This window comes from Clostridium sp. ZBS15 (assembly GCF_023845705.1).
GTDB classification, from domain to species: domain Bacteria; phylum Bacillota; class Clostridia; order Clostridiales; family Clostridiaceae; genus Clostridium; species Clostridium aquiflavi.
Genome location: NZ_JAMQHY010000051.1, coordinates 5,603 through 22,720 on the forward strand (window position 1 = coordinate 5,603; position 17,118 = coordinate 22,720).

Genomic DNA, 17,118 nt, shown 5'->3' on the forward strand with positions numbered 1-17,118 from the left:
TCATTTTAGTATTCCTAAGTTTAATTACTTCGTCCACTTCGCTTATTCATATATTAACATATATTTAAAATATAGTTATAATTAAAATAAGATATGGTATTTTTGAATTTATTGGAGGAGAAATTTATGTTTAAGAATTTAGAAAGAATTGAAAAGGATGATTTTGAGAGCTTTTTTTGCTTATTAGATAAGTCCTTTCCTAATATAGAAAGAAGAAGCAGAGAAGGTCAAAAAGAAATTTTTGATGATGATTTATATAAAGTATATGGAGTCAAAGACCATAGTGGAAATGTTGTTGGATTTATAGCAACATGGGAATTTGAGAAGTTTAATTTTATAGAACATTTTGCAGTAGATAGAATCTTAAGAGGTAAAGGTATGGGAACTCACTTGCTAAAAGAATATATAAATAATTCGAACAAGCCTATTTATCTAGAGGTGGAATTTCCTAATGATGATATATGTATACGTAGAATTGAATTTTATAAAAGATTAGGATTTAAATTAAATGAGTTTGATTATATACAGCTACCATTACAAATAGGAAATGAATTATTACCATTAAAGATAATGACATACCCATCTAAAGTAAGTAATGATGAATTTATTTACTTTAGAAAAAATGTTTATGATAAGGTATATAAACAAAGTCAATCTTCTGACTTTGAACTTTAATTATAGATAAAATTATATAAATTAAAATAATAGTACTATTAACTTAGATTATCTGAAAAAATAATACTCTATTTAATATAAAAAAGTATATTAAATAGAGTATTATGTATATTGAGAAGATTGTTATGATATTTTAATTATTGACTTATATTTTAATTATATACATATAAAAAATAAAAAAATGTAATTTTAAACAAAAAATAATATGTTAAATATAGTGTAATTAACTATTAGAATAAACTTCAATACATAATTTTACATGGAAAGTAAAATTATCAAAATAAATCAAATTTTCTATTAATTTATAATTTAAAATATAAATTAAATATGAAAGTCACAAATATTTATTTTGATATTGTTAAATATAAAAATTCAGTTTACAATTAAAGTAATCGATTACATAAATAGTTATAACTAAAAATAATTAGTGAAAAGGAGAATTTTAATGTGCAAAAATATTAAAAAAACGATTGCTATTTTTACTATGGTGGTGTTAATGACTCTATGTTTTGAATTGCCATATCAACATGTTTTTGCTTTTGATAAAGCTTCACTAGAAAGTATCTATGTATTAGAAGAAGACTATGAAGAAAAAATGAAGAACGTAGTAGAACCCTATATTGATGACATAAAAGAGACAGGCTTTGTACAAGGACAAGAAGGCGTTGATATATATTATGAGATGTATAAATTAAATGACTCAAAAGCTAATGTTGTAATAAGTCATGGATTTTCAGAATCATTAGAAAAATATAATGAAATGATTTATTATTTTCTAAATCAAGGATATTCGGTTTTTGGAATAGAACATAGGGGACATGGAAGGTCAGGTTCTCTTGGAGTTAAAGATAAGAGTCAAATAAATGTAAAAGATTTTGAACATTATGTTTTAGATCTAAAAGAATTAATGGATGATGTAGTTATGCCTAATTCTAATGATAAAGAAGTATTTTTGTTTGCACATTCAATGGGGGGTGGAATAGGAAGCAAATTTTTAGAAGAATATCCAGAATATTTTGATGCTGTAGTATTAACTTCACCTATGTTAGAAATTAATACTGGCAAAGTACCATCAAGTATAGCTAAATTAATAGCTAATACAAGTGTAGCATTATCATTTGGTGATAAATATATTGCTGGACAAGGTAAATATGATGACACGTATAGTTTGAAAAGTTCTGATACATCATCAGATGCTAGATGTAGATATTATCATAATATAGTAAGCAATGATGAAGATCTACAAAGAGGTGGAGCTTCATATAATTGGCTTCAAGCATCAATATATGCTACTAAAGGAATTACAGATAAAGACAATGCATCAAAGGTTGAAATTCCTGTAATGTTAATGCAAGCTGATAAAGATGATTTTGTAAAATCAGGTGGACAAAACAAATTTGCAAAATATGCTCAAAATTGTGATAAGGTATTTTTTGAAGGATCTAAGCATGGAATATTTAGAGAAAAAGATGAAATATTAAAAGAATATTTAAATGACCTATTCACATTCTATGAAGAAAAGTTATAATAAAAATTCTATCTGTTTTAAGATGTAGTTGATAGTATGAAATAAAGAAAAAAAGATATCTAGAAAATCTAAGATATCTTTTTTTCTTTAAAATCATTATTTTACTTTTAAGTTTTCTTTTTTCATATAATTTGTGTACCAATTATTAAATAAAACTTTAAATGAAGCAGCTAAAGGTACTGCAAGTAACATTCCAAAGAGTCCACCAATATTTCCACCTATTAATATTGCAAGCATTGTAAATACAGCATGCAATCCTACGCTATTCCCAACTATTTTAGGTGCTAAAAGATTATTATCTATTTGTTGAACAATAATCATAGCAATAATAGCATAAACTATTTTTATAGGTGTACCACTTAATAAGCCCATTATGGCAGCTAAAATAGTACCAACTATTGGACCTACATAAGGAATAAGATTTGATAATCCAACTATTATACCTATAACAAAAGCGTAATCTATTCCAACAATAGATAAAGCTATTGCTGATAAGATTCCTACGAAGAATGCTTCTAGCAATTGGCCACGAATAAACTTTCCAAAAACCTCATGTATTGTTGAAAATACGTAATTTATTTTCTTACCAACTTTACTATTTCTGAAGATTAAGTAATAAAGTTTATTCCAAAGATTAATAAAATATTCATGATCTTTTAAAAGGTAAATACTAATAACTAATGCAATAAAGAAAGTAGCAACTCCACTTCCTATAGATACTGCAAAAGAAGCCATTTTCCCCATATTATTTGTAATATAATTTTGAATAAAGTTAACTACTATTACTATATGATCTTCTATAGCATTTAAAAAAGGTAAATTTAAATTTTCTAATGCTAAACTGATTGATGAATTAGAAAATGAATGTGTACTTAAATAAACAGATATATATTCTACTATATTAGAAATACTAATATTTTTAGATAATTGTCCACCAATCATAAAATAAATACCACAAAGAAGTCCTAATATTATTCCTATTATTGCTAGGTAAGAAAAAATAATGCTTAGTGCACGGTAAGTGCCTTTATTTTTTATCTTATATATCTTATTGTTTTTTAGAAAATTTTCTATACCTTTAGTAAGAGGAAATAAAATATATGTAATTAAAATAGCTATTAACAAAGGTTTTATTAATGAAAGTATTTTCTCTATAACATGAAAAGTAGTTCCTAAAATGTTACCTATATTAAAAAGAATTGCAAAGGCAATATATATAGTAATAGCTGTAATAGTAATGTATAATCCATATTTAAATAATTTTTTATCAATATCAATTTTCATTTTGAGTCACCTTTCTAAAGTTTATGTATTTTATTACAGTATAATAAAATATAGTGTAACATAAAATTTAGAAAAAATAATTAAAATTTTATTATTATTAAAGAATAGGTGATATTAATCTAGAAATAGATTCTAATATTTTAATTAGATGTCCTCTATTTTCATATTCTTTAAGCGTTAATAGTGTACATACATTTTGGTCTTTTAAAAATATATCTTCGTAGTCTTTTGCTATTTTAGAGTCATAAATTATAGCATTAATTTCAAAATTAAGTTTAAAGCTTCTTATATCTAAATTAGCAGTACCAATGCTACATACTGAACTGTCTGAAACAATAGTTTTAGAATGAATAAAGCCATTTTTGTATTTATAAAATTTAATACCAGATTTAATAAGACTGCCTATTGAGGCACTTAGAGCCCAACTCATAAAAAAGTAATCAGCTTTATTTGGAACCATTATTCTTACATCAACGCCAGAAAATGCTGAAATTTTTAAAGCTTCTATCATAGGATGATCAAGCACTAAATAAGGTGTTTGTATAAAGAGAGTTTTTTTTGCATTTGTTATAATTTTTAAATAAGAATTTCTTATGTATTCCTCCATATTATCTGGACCAGAAGAGACTATTTGTATACCCACATTTCCTTTTGAAGAAAATGTGATTTTTTTTAATTGTATATCGTAAATATCTTCTTTTGCAGCATATTCCCAATCAAGAGCAAATCTTTTGTTTAATTCTAATGCAGCAGCACCTATAATTTTTATATGAGTGTCTCTCCAAAAAGAAAATTGTTTTCCTTTATTTATATATTCATCACCAACATTAAAACCACCAACATAACCTGTATCTCCATCAATAACTACTATTTTTCTGTGATTTCTATAATTCAGACGTGGATTTATATATGGAGCTATATTAGGAAAAAAAACTGAAAATTTTATTCCGCAAGATTTAATATATTTTATGTGCTTTTTTGTTAATGATTTAGATCCCATACCATCAACTAATAATCTAACTTCAATACCTTCATTAATTTTTTCTCTTAATAATTCTATTAATTTAGAGCCAAGAGTATCAAATTTAAAAATATAGTATTCAATATTTATAAAGGATTTAGCATTTTTAATATCGCACATTAAATCTTTAAATTTATTTTCTCCATTAATGTAGATTTTTACTTCATTTTCTTTTGTATAAATACTATCATTAGCATAAAAATTCATTTTTATAAGATCTATATATTCTTCAGCAACTTCATTATGCAAATCTTTATTTAAATCAGCTAATAATTTTTTAATCTTTTTTTTATCAATGGCAGCTTTTTTGCTGAAAATCTTTTTTTTAGATATGTTTTGTCCAAAACATAAATAAAGCATAAATCCTAAAAAGGGAAAAATAAAAAGGATTAAAAGCCATGCCCAAATAGTTGTGGTATCTCTTTTTTCAATAAATACTAAAGAGACTGCACATATAGAATTAATTATGAAAAGAATTAATGTTAAAATTAAATATATATTCATATACTTCACCTATTTTAATTGAATTTTAATATGTGTTTTAAAGTAGAATTATCTTATAACTAAAATTAAATCTTTATAATATATTTTTCTTATAACTAGTTTTTTATACTTAAATTATGTAATTGATTTTAAATAATAATATAAATTGAAGATTATTGACAGAATATTAAGATATATGATTATTTAGTTTTGCAAACAATCAATCTTATATTCAAAGAAGACAAAAAATAAACTACTTTTTTCGTTTCTTTTTTTTAATAATTACATTAACCTAATATGTAAGAAATAATAAAAATATCTTACAAATAAGTGAAATATGTGTTTTAATATATATAAGAATATAAATAAATATCATAGTATATAATATACGTATGAATGATAGTCATTTAAAGAAGGTGGTATTAAAAAATAAAAAAATAATATATTATTTTGTTAATAAAAGTGATTATATATTATAAATATGTACAAGCATATTATAATAAATCATTTTTTATTTTTATAATAATTTATAATATATGGGGGTGGGACAAGTGATATTAAAAGAAGAGGAAATGAAAGAATTAGATACCATTTTAGCTTCTCATAATTATCAAAAGTCGTCAGTTATTGCTATAATGCAAGAAGTTCAAAAACAATATCGTTATTTACCAAAGGAAGCACTATGTTATATTGCAAAACACTTAAAAATAAGTGAAGCAAAAATATATGGTGTTGCAACTTTCTATGAAAATTTTTCATTACAACCTAAAGGAAAATACGTAATAAAAATTTGTGATGGAACTGCATGTCATGTAAGAGGATCTATACCTATATTAGAAGAATTCAGAAAATTATTAGGACTTTCAGAAAGCAAAGTTACAACAGATGATATGATTTTTACAGTTGAAACTGTATCTTGTCTAGGCGCATGTGGGTTAGCACCGGTCTGTACTGTAAACGATGTAGTACATCCTAGTATGACTAAGCAAAAGGCTAGAGACATAATAAAACAGTTAAAGGAGGAAGCATCTAATGAGAATTAACACTAGGGAAGAGTTGAACTCTTCAATAGAAAAATGTAAGTTAGCTTTAGGTAAACAATCTAAACAAATATTAATTTGTGGTGGAACTGGTTGTGTAGCTAGTGGTTCTTTAAAAATCTATGATAGATTAAAAGAGTTAATAGAACAAAGAGGACTTGAAGTTACTATCTCATTAGAAGAAGAACCTCATGATGATAGTATTGGTTTAAAGAAGAGCGGATGTCATGGATTTTGTGAAATGGGTCCACTTTTAAGAATAGAACCTGAAGGAATATTATATATAAAAGTTAAATTAGAAGATTGTGAAGAAATTGTTGAAAGAAGTATAATTTCCAATGAAGTAATAGAACATCTTATTTATAAAAATGAAGAGAAAAGTTACAGTAAGCAAGAAGAAATTCCTTTTTATGCAAGACAAACACGTGTTGCATTAGAACATTGTGGACATATAAATGCAGAGTCTATTGAAGAATATCTAGCAGCTGAAGGATATACTGCTGTTGCGAAAGCACTTTTTGATATGACACCTGAGGAAGTTGTAGACGAAATATCAGAATCTTATCTTCGTGGAAGAGGAGGCGGTGGTTTCCAAACAGGAAGAAAATGGTCTCAAGTATTACAACAAGCTGAAAAACAAAAATATATAGTGTGTAATGGTGATGAAGGTGATCCAGGAGCATTTATGGATAGAAGTATGATGGAAGGTGATCCTCATAGAGTAATTGAAGGAATGCTTATAGCTGGAATTGCAACAAAAGCAAATTATGGTTATATATATGTTCGTGCTGAGTATCCACTTGCAGTTAAAAGATTGCAAATGGCTATAGATCAAGCTACTAAAGTGGGACTTTTAGGAAAGAATATTTTAAATTCTGGATTTGATTTTGACTTACATATAAGTCAAGGAGCAGGAGCATTCGTTTGTGGTGAGGGAAGTGCTCTTACAGCGTCAATAGAAGGAAATAGAGGTATGCCAAGAGTTAAACCACCTAGAACTGTTGAAAAGGGATTATTTGAAAAACCAACTGTATTAAATAATGTTGAAACATTTTGTAATGTTCCAAGCATCATTAATAAAGGTTCAAAGTGGTATAAGAGTATTGGTACTGAAAAGAATTATGGAACTAAGGCTTTTGCACTTACTGGAAATGTCAAACACACAGGTTTAATAGAAGTTCCTATGGGAACAAAATTAAAAGAGGTAATATTTGATATTGGTGGTGGAGTAAAAGAAGGAAAGTTTAAAGCAGTTCAAATTGGAGGACCATCTGGTGGATGTCTTTGCGTAGGCGAAAATCATTTAGAATTACCACTAGATTTTGATTCACTTAAAAAAGTTGGAGCCATGATTGGTAGTGGTGGATTAGTTGTAATGAATGATAAAAGTTGTATGGTAGAGGTAGCTCGTTTCTTTATGAATTTTACTCAAAATGAATCTTGTGGTAAATGTATACCTTGTAGAGAAGGTACAAAAAGAATGTTAGAAATTCTAACTGATATTGTAGAAGGAAGAGGTACATTAGAACACCTAGATATGTTGGAAGAATTATCAGATACTATATCTGCGACAGCGCTTTGTGGTCTTGGTAAGAGTGCATCTTTGCCAGTAAAGAGTACTTTGAAATACTTTAGAGAAGAATATATAGCTCATGTTGTAGATAAAAAATGCCCAGGCGGAGTATGTAAATCTTTAATGTCTTATGAAATAGATAAGGATAAATGTAAAGGCTGTTCTAAATGTGCAAGAATGTGTCCAGCAGGAGCTATTACAGGAGAAATTAAAAAACCTTATACCATTGATCAATCAAAATGTATAAAATGTGGTGCTTGTATGGATGGATGCGCATTTAAAGCAATCCAGTTGGTTTAATAGCTCACGAATTATGAATTAGTGAAAGGAAGGTATAAACTTATGTCAAAATATATGATAATTGATGGTAACAGGGTAGAATTTGATAAGGAAAAAAATATTTTAGACTTAGTAAGAAAAGCGGGAATTGATTTACCTACATTTTGTTATTATTCTGAGCTATCTATTTATGGAGCTTGTAGAATGTGTGTGGTTGAAGATGAATGGGGAGGAATTATAGCTTCTTGCTCTACGCCACCTAAGGATAAAATGTCAATTAAGACTAATACGCCTAAACTTCATAAGCATCGTAAGATGATATTAGAACTTTTATTGGCATCACATTGCAGAGATTGCACTGTGTGTGAAAAGAGTGGAAAATGTAGACTTCAAGAATTAGCTTTGCGCTTTGGAGTGAAGACTATTAGATTTAAAAATAAAAATGAAAAAATTGAATTAGATACTTCATCTAAATCAATAGTTCGTGATCCAAGTAAGTGTATATTATGTGGAGATTGCGTTAGAATGTGTAATGAAATACAAAATGTTGGAGCAATTGATTTTGCATATCGTGGTTCTAATATGGTTGTTAGTCCGGCATTTGGTAAATGTTTAGGAGAAACAGATTGTGTAAATTGCGGACAATGTGCTAATGTATGTCCAACAGGAGCTATTGTTGTAAAGAGCGATATAAAGCCAGTTTGGAAAGCAATATATAATCCTAAACAAAGAGTTGTAGCTCAAGTTGCACCAGCAGTAAGAGTTGCTTTAGGTGAAGAATTTGGAATAAAACCTGGAGAAAATGTTATGGACAATATAGTTGCTGCAATGAGAAAATTAGGATTTGATGAAATATATGATACTTCATTAACAGCTGATATGACAATAGTAGAAGAATCTAATGAATTTTTACAAAAATTAGAATCGGGAGATGATAAACTTCCTTTATTTACTTCTTGCTGTCCAGCTTGGGTAAGATATGTGGAAACTAAACATCCAGAACTTATGAAGTATGTTTCTACATGTAAGTCACCTATGCAAATGTTTGGATCAGTAATAAAAGAGTATTTTAAAGAAAAAGATGCTTTAGACGAAAAAGAAACTATATCAGTAGCTGTTATGCCATGCACTGCTAAGAAAGCAGAAGCAGCTAGAGAAGAATTTATAAGAAATGGAATTAAGGATATTGATTATGTAATTACAACAACAGAATTATGTAAGATGATTAACGAAGCTGGACTTCAATTTGATAAGATTGAACCAGAATCTTCAGATATGCCATTTTCTTTATACTCAGGAGCAGGTGTTATATTTGGAGTTACAGGTGGTGTAACAGAAGCTGTAATCCGTGGGGTAGTTGAAGATAAGAGCTCAAAGGCTTTAAAAGAAATAGAATTTATTGGTGTTCGTGGAATGGAAGGTGTAAAGGTTTGTGAAGTTCCATTTGGAGAAAAGAATCTGCGTATAGGAGTAGTCAGTGGACTTGCTAATGCAGAAAACCTAATTGATAAGATTCAAAATGGAGAAGAACAGTTTGATTTTGTTGAAGTTATGGCTTGCCCAGGAGGATGTGTAGCTGGAGCAGGACAACCTTTTAGTTTAAAAGAAGGAAAGAAAGAAAGAGCTAAAGGTCTTTATAAAGTAGATAAGGTTACGCAAATAAAGAGAAGTCAAGAGAATCCGGTACTAATATCTTTATATAATGGACTATTAAAGGAACGTTCAAAAGAACTATTACATGTTCATTATAAATATGACTAGGAAATAAATAGTTAATATATTTTATGGTGAAAATTTATATTTTTAATTTTATTATTTTGAGTGTGTGTGTTTCAAATATATTTGGAACACTTTTTTTTGCTTTATTTTAAGGATATGTTTTATCAAAATACTTATATATGTATAAGCAAAGTGAACAGAGTAATTGAACTTATGAATGCCCAAAATAAATATATTTATATAAATATTATTAAATAATACTTAAAAATATATGAACTATTAAACAGTTAAAAAAAATTGCTGTATAATAGACTATAAATTTTAACACATTGGGGAAATATTAATAAATAGTATGAAGAAAGGTTAATATTTTATGTTGATCTTATAGAAGTATTTAGATTAATGCTTAGCATTAAGTTGATATAAGTATATTTTATTGATGGAATTAAATATAGTACATAAATTATACAGTATACTAAAGTTAATTTATGTAATTAAGTTGGTGGAGGTATAGGAATGAGAATAGGACTTGTAAGACATTTTAAAGTTAATTATAAAAGAAAATTTCTTATGACATCAAAAGAGTTTAAGGATTGGGAAACTGCTTACAATACTAGTGATGTTATAAGAAATGATGTAGAACTTCAAGGAATAGCTTGGGATAAATGTTATTGTAGTACTTTAAGTAGAGCAATAACAACTGCTAAAGATATATATTTTGAAGAAATAGTTCAAGATGATTTAATAAGGGAAGTTCCAATAAGTCCATTGTTTAAAAGTAATTTAAAGTTACCATATTGGTTCTGGGCAATAAGTGCAAGGTTTGCATGGTATTTTAATCATTCTTCTCAAGAGGAATTAAAAACACAAACTGAATTAAATGCTAAAAATTTTCTTGATTTTTTAGAAGAAAAAGTAAAAGAAGAAGGATCACAGAATATTTTAATAGTTACTCATGGATTTTTCATGTATACTCTTCAAAAGGAATTGAGGAAAAGAGGATTTAAAGGCAAAATGATACATACACCTCAGAATGGTACTTTATACTTATATAAAAGATAAATAAGTATACTAGAGTTTTGATTATTTTATATTTATATTGATTAATGATATTAAGGGATGTAATATAAAACATGGCAATGATTTGTTTAAATTTTGCCATGTTTTGTGTTGTATAAATATTGTGTTTTAAAATAATATTTATGCAATAGAAATAAACGCAACAACAAGAAGGATTTTTGTGAAGGGAAAGGAGAAAAAATGAGTAGTATAAACACATTAGAGAGGACAACTGAAAGAACAACATCGTTATTTAAATTGACATGGCCTATTTTTATAGAACTTATTTTGCAGATGCTTGTAAGTAATGTGGATCAACTTATGTTAAGCAGAGTATCGGAAAATGCTGTTGCTGCTGTAGGAAATGTAAATCAAATCATGAATTTCTTACTTATTACTTTTAGTATTATTACTATGGCAACAACAATACTTGTATCTCAATACTTAGGTGCAGAAAATTATGGAAAGGTTTCCGAAATATATTCTGTAGCTGTATTTTCTAATTTGATATTTAGTATTTTAATAAGCATATTGTTATTATGTTTTAATGGTATATTTTTTAAATGGCTAAGAATGCCAAGTGAGCTGCTTATAGATGCAAAAACATATATAAGTATAATCGGTGGAGGAATATTTCTACAAGCTATATTTATGACTTATTCAGCAATATTAAGAAGTAACAGCTTAATGAAACAAGGAATGTATGTTTCTGCAATAGTAAATGCCATTAATATATTAGGAAACTTTCTTTTTATAAATGGTGCATTTGGGATACCGAAGCTTGGAGTAGAAGGTGTTGCTATATCAAGTGTATTAAGCAGACTTATAGGAGCTATAGTTATAATATACATATTTAAACAAAATATAAAACAAAAAGTATCATTAAAGTATCTAAATCCATTCCCTAAAGAAATATTTAAAAAGTTAATGATGATTGGTCTTCCAGCTGGAGGAGAATCAGTATCATATAACTTTTCACAAATGGTTATATTAACATTTATAAACATGATAGGTACAAGCTCTGTTGCAACAAAAGCATATGTTGGAATATTGGTTTGGTTTTCTTTCATATATGGATCAGCAGTATCACAAGCGAATCAAATAAGAGTTGGGTATCTTATTGGTGCTAATAAGGAAGATGAAGCCTATAAGAAAGTTTTGGAGACATTAAGACCAGCAGCATTTATTTCAGTAGGGGTTTCAATAGTGCTATTTATATTTAGTGATAATTTGCTTGGTATATTTACATCTAATCCTGAAATCTTAAAATTAGGAAAACAAGTTTTATTTATAGATGTATTATTGGAGTTTGGAAGATCCTTTAATCTTGTAATAATAAGAGGTATGCAGGCAGCTGGTGATATTAAATATCCTATATTTATAGGAGTTTTATCAATGTGGATTGTAGCAACAGGACTTTCTTATGTTTTCGGAATAGTTTTAGGACTAGGACTTAGAGGGATATGGATTGCAATGATGTGTGATGAATGTTTAAGAGGATTAATTTTCTATATAAGATGGAGAAGAGGGACTTGGAGATCTAAGAGTGTTGTAAATTAAGTCTAGATTAAGTATTATGTGTAATATATTTGATTTTTAAGGTTATCTTACACCATCTAGCTTTAATTATGCATATGTCAACATGACCTTAAAGAATAACCTGATATGAAAATAATAAATAACTATTATATTATAAATCTCATACAATAAAATGTGGTATAACATTTTAAAGGAGTTACAGATGTATAAAAAAGGAGATTTTCATATTCACTCAACATCTTCAGATGGTGGTTATACCCCAAAACAAGTTGTTAATTTTGCTAAAAAAAGAGGTGTTGATATAATTTCTTTAACAGATCATAACAATACTTGTGGTATAGATGAATCTATATTAGAGGGGGAAAGAATAGGAGTTAAAGTAATTCCAGGAGTTGAACTTTCAACTAAACATAAAAATGGAAGTAGAGTTCATATTTTAGGATATTTTAAAGATGAGAGTTATAAAGATGAACTTCTTGTTAAGATTTTAAAAGATGTGAAAAATCATAAGATAAATAATATAAAAAAAGTATTAGGAAGATATATAGAAATCAATAAAGGCGATGGATTATCGGTTGATAATGGAATTAAAATATTAAAATTTTTTGGAGCGACAGTTGTACTTGCGCATCCAGTACTTATCAATAGAAATGATTTTAAAGAAATTATAAAATTAGATTTTGATGGATTAGAGGCTAAGTATTTTAGCAATACAGATGAAGATACAAAATATTTTTTGGAAGTAGCTAAAAATAAGAACATTCTTTATACAGCAGGATCAGATTTTCATAATCATAATGAGTTTTATAGAGCACATGGGCTTATAGGTGATGTATATCTAAATGAAAATGAAATATATAATTTTCTTACAAAAGGAGGATTGTATCCATACATTTAACTAAATTATCCTTAGGTACTACTGCGATTTTTACAAAGCTTTAGTTTTAATAAAAGGGATGTATCAAAATTTGATACATCCCTTTTTATATAAAAAATTATATATAACATTTGAGGATTTAAATTCAAACTATTATCTCTAAACTTTTAAATAACAAGATATGGTTTGGTAAATTTTCTTTATGGAATAGTATGATTAGTTTTGAAATATTTGTTAAAAATGATATTATATTATGAGTGAATATAAAAAATAGTTATATAAATATGGCTGAAAATGAATAGAGTTGGATCAAAAACAGTTATAAACGATCAAAATTATGTAATAATTATACTTTAAAAATATATTTTAGTTGAAAATATAAATGCTTTTGATTGATTTTAAATTAATTTGAACTAAAATGATTGATTTTTAAAAACAAATAGTTTATTATAAAGATATGGAGTGGTGAGAATGTTTACAGAAGAAAGATACAATATAATACTTCAAGAACTAAAAACAAAAGGAATAATTTCAGTTGTTGAACTAGTTAAATTACTAGATGCTTCTGAATCTACAATAAGAAGAGATTTAAATAATCTTCATAATGAAGGATTGCTTAAAAAAATTCATGGAGGAGCAACATTAATAAGTGAAGGTACAGCAAAACATGATTATAAAGTAAATGTTAGAAAATCATTAAATGCAGATAAGAAAATTGAAATAGCAAGATATGCAGCTAATTTAATAGAAGATAGAGAGTTAATTTACTTAGATGCTGGTACAACAACAGAAGCTTTAATATCATTTATAGAAGCAAAAGATATAACTGTTGTTACAAATGCTATAGTTCATGCAAAAAAATTATTAGAAAAAAACATAAAAACTTTAATGTTGGGTGGAGAATTAAAAGCTGTTACTGAAGCAATTGTTGGACCTATAACTGTAGAAGATTTAAAAAAATATAATTTTACAAAAGGTTTTTTTGGTACAAATGGTGTAAGTAATAAAAATGGATATACAACGCCGGATGTAAATGAGGCTATGGTAAAAGCAGAGGCGATAAAAAGATGCAATAAAGCATTTGTTTTATGCGATGAATCGAAATTAGATGAGGTTAGTTTTATAACTTTTGGGACAATAAAAGATGCAACATTAATTACAAGCAGAATAAAAAATTTAGATATTATATATGATACTAATGTAATAGAGGTGAGTAAAAATGATTAATACAATAACTCTTAATCCTTCATTGGATTATATAGTAAAAGTTGATAATTTTAAAGTTGATTCATTAAATAGAAGTAATGATGAAGAAGTTTATGCAGGAGGAAAAGGAATAAATGTTTCTATAGTCTTAAATAATTTAGGTATAGAGAACATGGCATTAGGCTATGTTGCAGGTTTTACAGGAAATGAAATAGAAAGACAAGTTAAAAATCACGGTGTTGATTGTGACTTTATAAAATTAAAAAATGGTTTATCAAGAATTAACGTAAAGCTAAAAAGTAATGGAGAAACAGAAATAAACGGAGCAGGTCCAGAAATTACAAATGATGATTTAAATAAATTATATGAAAAACTTTCTGATTTAGAAGAAGGAGATTATTTAATATTGTCAGGTAGTATACCAAACAGCGTTCCTGATGATATATACCAAAATATAATGAAGAACCTATTGGAAAAGAATGTAGAATTTATAGTTGATGCAACTAAAGATTTACTTTTAAAGGTACTAAAGTATAATCCATTTTTAATAAAACCTAATCATCATGAATTGGCTGAAATGTTTAATGTTGAGCTGAAAAATGATGAAGACATAATAACTTATGGTAAAAAGCTTCAAGAAATGGGCGCTAAAAATGTATTGATTTCAATGGCTGGAGAAGGAGCAATTTTATTACCTGAAAATGGACAACCTATAAAAAGAGAGGTACCAAAAGGAATATTGAAAAATTCAGTAGGAGCTGGAGACTCTATGGTAGCAGGATTTTTAGCAGGATATATTAAAAATAATGATATAAAAGAAGCATTTAAAATGGGAATTGCAACAGGTAGTGCAAGTGCATTTTCTGATGAATTAGCAACAAAAGAAGAAGTAGAAAAACTATTATCTAAAATGTAAAAATGTAAGGAGGAATATTTAATGAGAATTGTTGATTTATTAAAAAAACAAGGCATTGAGTTAAACTTTAATCCATCTTCTAAAGATGAATGTATTGAGAAACTAGTAAACTTGATGGATAAAACAGGTAATTTAAATAACAAAGAAGAGTATAAAAAAGCTATTATAGCAAGGGAAGCACAAAGTACAACAGGAATTGGTGATGGAATAGCTATACCACATGGAAAAACTAATGCTGTTAAAAAAGCTTCATTAGCTGCAGCAGTATGTAAAAATGGAGTAGATTATGATTCATTAGATGGATCTTTAGCAAAATTATTTTTTATGATTGCAGTTCCAGATAATAGTGACAATTTACATTTAGAAGTTTTAGCTAGATTATCTACTATATTAATGGATGAAAAATTTAAAGATAGCTTAATTGATTGTAAAGATAAAGATCAATTTTTAAAACTAATAGATGAAAAAGAAAGTGAAAAATTTCCTGAAGAAGTTAAAGAAAATAAAAAAACTTCAAATAATGGTGGATATAGAGTTCTAGCTGTTACAGCATGTCCAACGGGAATAGCACATACTTATATGGCAGCAGAAAGTCTTGAAAATAAGGGTAAAGATTTAGGCATTACGATAAAAGTTGAAACTAATGGTTCTGGAGGAGCTAAAAATGTTTTAACTAAAAAAGAAATTGAAGAAGCAGAATGTATTATAATTGCAGCAGATAAAAATGTTGAAATGAGTAGATTTAATGGAAAAAGAGTTATAAAAACTAAAGTAGCCAATGGAATACATAAAGCAGAAGAATTAATCAATGAAGCTATAAGTGGAAATGCACCTGTATATCATTATAATGGTAATAGCAGTGCTGAAACAGAGAATATAGAAAATGAAAGCATAGGTCGTCAAATTTATAAACACCTTATGAATGGAGTATCACATATGTTGCCATTTGTAATTGGTGGTGGTATATTAATTGCATTAGCATTCCTTTTTGATGATTATAGTATTGATCCAAGCAACTTTGGTATGAATACACCACTTGCAGCATTTTTTAAAACAGTAGGTGTAACAGCTTTTGATTTTATGCTTCCAGTACTTGCAGGATTCATTGCAATGAGTATTGGAGATAGACCAGCACTAGCAGTAGGTTTTGTTGGTGGAGCATTAGCTAATAAAGGCGGATCAGGATTCTTAGGTGCATTACTTGCAGGATTTATTGCTGGTTATTTAGTTGTTTTATTAAAGAAATTATTCGATAAATTACCTCAGAGCTTAGAAGGTTTAAAACCTGTATTATTATATCCTTTCTTTGGTATATTACTAATTGGAGCAATTATGGTGTTTGCTGTTAATCCACCAGTTGGTGCTTTAAATACTATGATTACAAATGGACTTAATTCAATGGGCGGAACTAGTAAAGTTCTTTTAGGTATAGTATTAGGTGGAATGATGTCAGTTGATATGGGAGGTCCCGTAAATAAGGCAGCATATGTATTTGGTACAGCATCACTTGCAAGTGGAAATTTTGAAATAATGGCAGCTGTTATGGCTGGTGGTATGGTTCCACCACTTGCAATAGCATTAAGTACTACTTTCTTTAAAAGTAGATATACAAAAAGAGAAAGACAATCAGGTCTTACTAACTATATAATGGGTCTATCATTTATAACAGAAGGAGCAATTCCATTTGCAGCAGCAGATCCATTAAGAGTAATACCAGCTTGTGTAGTAGGTTCAGCGGTTGCTGGAGGGCTATCAATGTTCTTTAATTGTGCTCTAAGAGCGCCACATGGTGGATTATTTGTAATAGGTATTATAAGTAATAAATTAGGATATATTGGAGCAATAGCAGCAGGTTCAGTAGTAGGTATGATAATACTTTCAGTATTAAAAAAACCAATAAAAGATAATAAATAAACATC

The 17,118-nt window shown here is 27.6% G+C and carries 13 protein-coding genes; 11 read left to right on the top strand and 2 right to left on the bottom strand.

Annotated elements, in window-relative coordinates; all coding sequences use genetic code 11:
- Positions 1 to 126: 126 nt before the first annotated feature.
- The gene (locus NG904_RS14135; RefSeq protein ID WP_252213498.1) at positions 127 to 675 is read left to right on the top strand and encodes a GNAT family N-acetyltransferase; all 549 of its coding nucleotides are present in this window, start codon (positions 127 to 129) and stop codon (positions 673 to 675) included.
- Positions 676 to 1,120: 445 nt separating this feature from the next.
- Positions 1,121 to 2,203 (top strand): alpha/beta fold hydrolase, encoded by a 1,083-nt coding sequence (locus NG904_RS14140; protein ID WP_252232238.1) that lies wholly within the window; start codon positions 1,121 to 1,123, stop codon positions 2,201 to 2,203.
- Between the two features lie 96 nt (positions 2,204 to 2,299).
- Here the strand turns inward: NG904_RS14140 and NG904_RS14145 are convergent, their stop codons facing one another.
- Positions 2,300 to 3,487: an AI-2E family transporter gene (locus tag NG904_RS14145; RefSeq protein ID WP_252232240.1), complete on the bottom strand. Its 1,188-nt coding sequence runs from the start codon at positions 3,485 to 3,487 to the stop codon at positions 2,300 to 2,302.
- Positions 3,488 to 3,584: 97 nt separating this feature from the next.
- Positions 3,585 to 5,012: a cardiolipin synthase gene (gene cls / locus NG904_RS14150; RefSeq protein WP_252232242.1), complete on the bottom strand. Its 1,428-nt coding sequence runs from the start codon at positions 5,010 to 5,012 to the stop codon at positions 3,585 to 3,587.
- 530 nt (positions 5,013 to 5,542) lie between these two features.
- Between cls and NG904_RS14155 the strand changes: the two genes are divergently transcribed.
- From NG904_RS14155 to NG904_RS14195, 9 genes are all read left to right on the top strand, one after another.
- Positions 5,543 to 6,034, top strand: coding sequence for an NADH-quinone oxidoreductase subunit NuoE family protein (locus tag NG904_RS14155; protein ID WP_252213502.1), 492 nt, complete (start codon positions 5,543 to 5,545; stop codon positions 6,032 to 6,034).
- Positions 6,024 to 7,904 carry an NADH-quinone oxidoreductase subunit NuoF gene (locus tag NG904_RS14160; protein ID WP_252232244.1) on the top strand — a complete coding sequence of 627 codons (1,881 nt, stop codon included), beginning with the start codon at positions 6,024 to 6,026 and terminating at the stop codon, positions 7,902 to 7,904. Before NG904_RS14155 ends, NG904_RS14160 begins: the two co-directional genes overlap by 11 nt.
- A 42-nt stretch (positions 7,905 to 7,946) precedes the next feature.
- A complete protein-coding gene (locus NG904_RS14165; RefSeq protein WP_252232253.1) occupies positions 7,947 to 9,644 on the top strand; it encodes a [FeFe] hydrogenase, group A in 1,698 nt (565 codons plus the stop codon).
- A 474-nt stretch (positions 9,645 to 10,118) separates the two neighbouring features.
- Entirely contained in the window at positions 10,119 to 10,664 is a 546-nt protein-coding gene (locus NG904_RS14170) for a phosphoglycerate mutase family protein (RefSeq protein ID WP_252232255.1), read from the top strand.
- A gap of 198 nt (positions 10,665 to 10,862) precedes the next feature.
- Positions 10,863 to 12,221, top strand: a complete 1,359-nt coding sequence (locus tag NG904_RS14175; RefSeq protein ID WP_252232257.1) for an MATE family efflux transporter — start codon at positions 10,863 to 10,865, stop codon at positions 12,219 to 12,221.
- A gap of 181 nt (positions 12,222 to 12,402) precedes the next feature.
- Complete coding sequence (locus NG904_RS14180; RefSeq protein ID WP_252225911.1) at positions 12,403 to 13,098, top strand: PHP domain-containing protein; 696 nt, start codon at positions 12,403 to 12,405, stop codon at positions 13,096 to 13,098.
- 450 nt (positions 13,099 to 13,548) lie between these two features.
- Positions 13,549 to 14,304: a DeoR/GlpR family DNA-binding transcription regulator gene (locus NG904_RS14185; RefSeq protein WP_252232259.1), complete on the top strand. Its 756-nt coding sequence runs from the start codon at positions 13,549 to 13,551 to the stop codon at positions 14,302 to 14,304.
- Positions 14,297 to 15,199, top strand: a complete 903-nt coding sequence (pfkB, locus tag NG904_RS14190) for a 1-phosphofructokinase (RefSeq protein ID WP_252232261.1) — start codon at positions 14,297 to 14,299, stop codon at positions 15,197 to 15,199. Before NG904_RS14185 ends, pfkB begins: the two co-directional genes overlap by 8 nt.
- A 21-nt stretch (positions 15,200 to 15,220) precedes the next feature.
- Positions 15,221 to 17,113, top strand: a complete 1,893-nt coding sequence (locus NG904_RS14195) for a PTS fructose transporter subunit IIABC (RefSeq protein WP_252232263.1) — start codon at positions 15,221 to 15,223, stop codon at positions 17,111 to 17,113.
- The last annotated feature ends 5 nt before the right edge of the window (positions 17,114 to 17,118 follow it).

Bases quoted from the DNA above. Each gene is read 5' to 3' on its own strand.
- NG904_RS14165 (WP_252232253.1), top strand. From the start codon at position 7,947: ATGTCAAAATATATGATAATTGATGGTAACAGGGTAGAATTTGATAAG.
- cls (WP_252232242.1), bottom strand. From the start codon at position 5,012: ATGAATATATATTTAATTTTAACATTAATTCTTTTCATAATTAATTCT.
- NG904_RS14135 (WP_252213498.1), top strand. From the start codon at position 127: ATGTTTAAGAATTTAGAAAGAATTGAAAAGGATGATTTTGAGAGCTTT.
- NG904_RS14140 (WP_252232238.1), top strand. From the start codon at position 1,121: ATGTGCAAAAATATTAAAAAAACGATTGCTATTTTTACTATGGTGGTG.
- NG904_RS14170 (WP_252232255.1), top strand. From the start codon at position 10,119: ATGAGAATAGGACTTGTAAGACATTTTAAAGTTAATTATAAAAGAAAA.
- NG904_RS14160 (WP_252232244.1), top strand. From the start codon at position 6,024: ATGAGAATTAACACTAGGGAAGAGTTGAACTCTTCAATAGAAAAATGT.
- NG904_RS14175 (WP_252232257.1), top strand. From the start codon at position 10,863: ATGAGTAGTATAAACACATTAGAGAGGACAACTGAAAGAACAACATCG.
- NG904_RS14180 (WP_252225911.1), top strand. From the start codon at position 12,403: ATGTATAAAAAAGGAGATTTTCATATTCACTCAACATCTTCAGATGGT.
- pfkB (WP_252232261.1), top strand. From the start codon at position 14,297: ATGATTAATACAATAACTCTTAATCCTTCATTGGATTATATAGTAAAA.
- NG904_RS14195 (WP_252232263.1), top strand. From the start codon at position 15,221: ATGAGAATTGTTGATTTATTAAAAAAACAAGGCATTGAGTTAAACTTT.
- NG904_RS14145 (WP_252232240.1), bottom strand. From the start codon at position 3,487: ATGAAAATTGATATTGATAAAAAATTATTTAAATATGGATTATACATT.
- NG904_RS14185 (WP_252232259.1), top strand. From the start codon at position 13,549: ATGTTTACAGAAGAAAGATACAATATAATACTTCAAGAACTAAAAACA.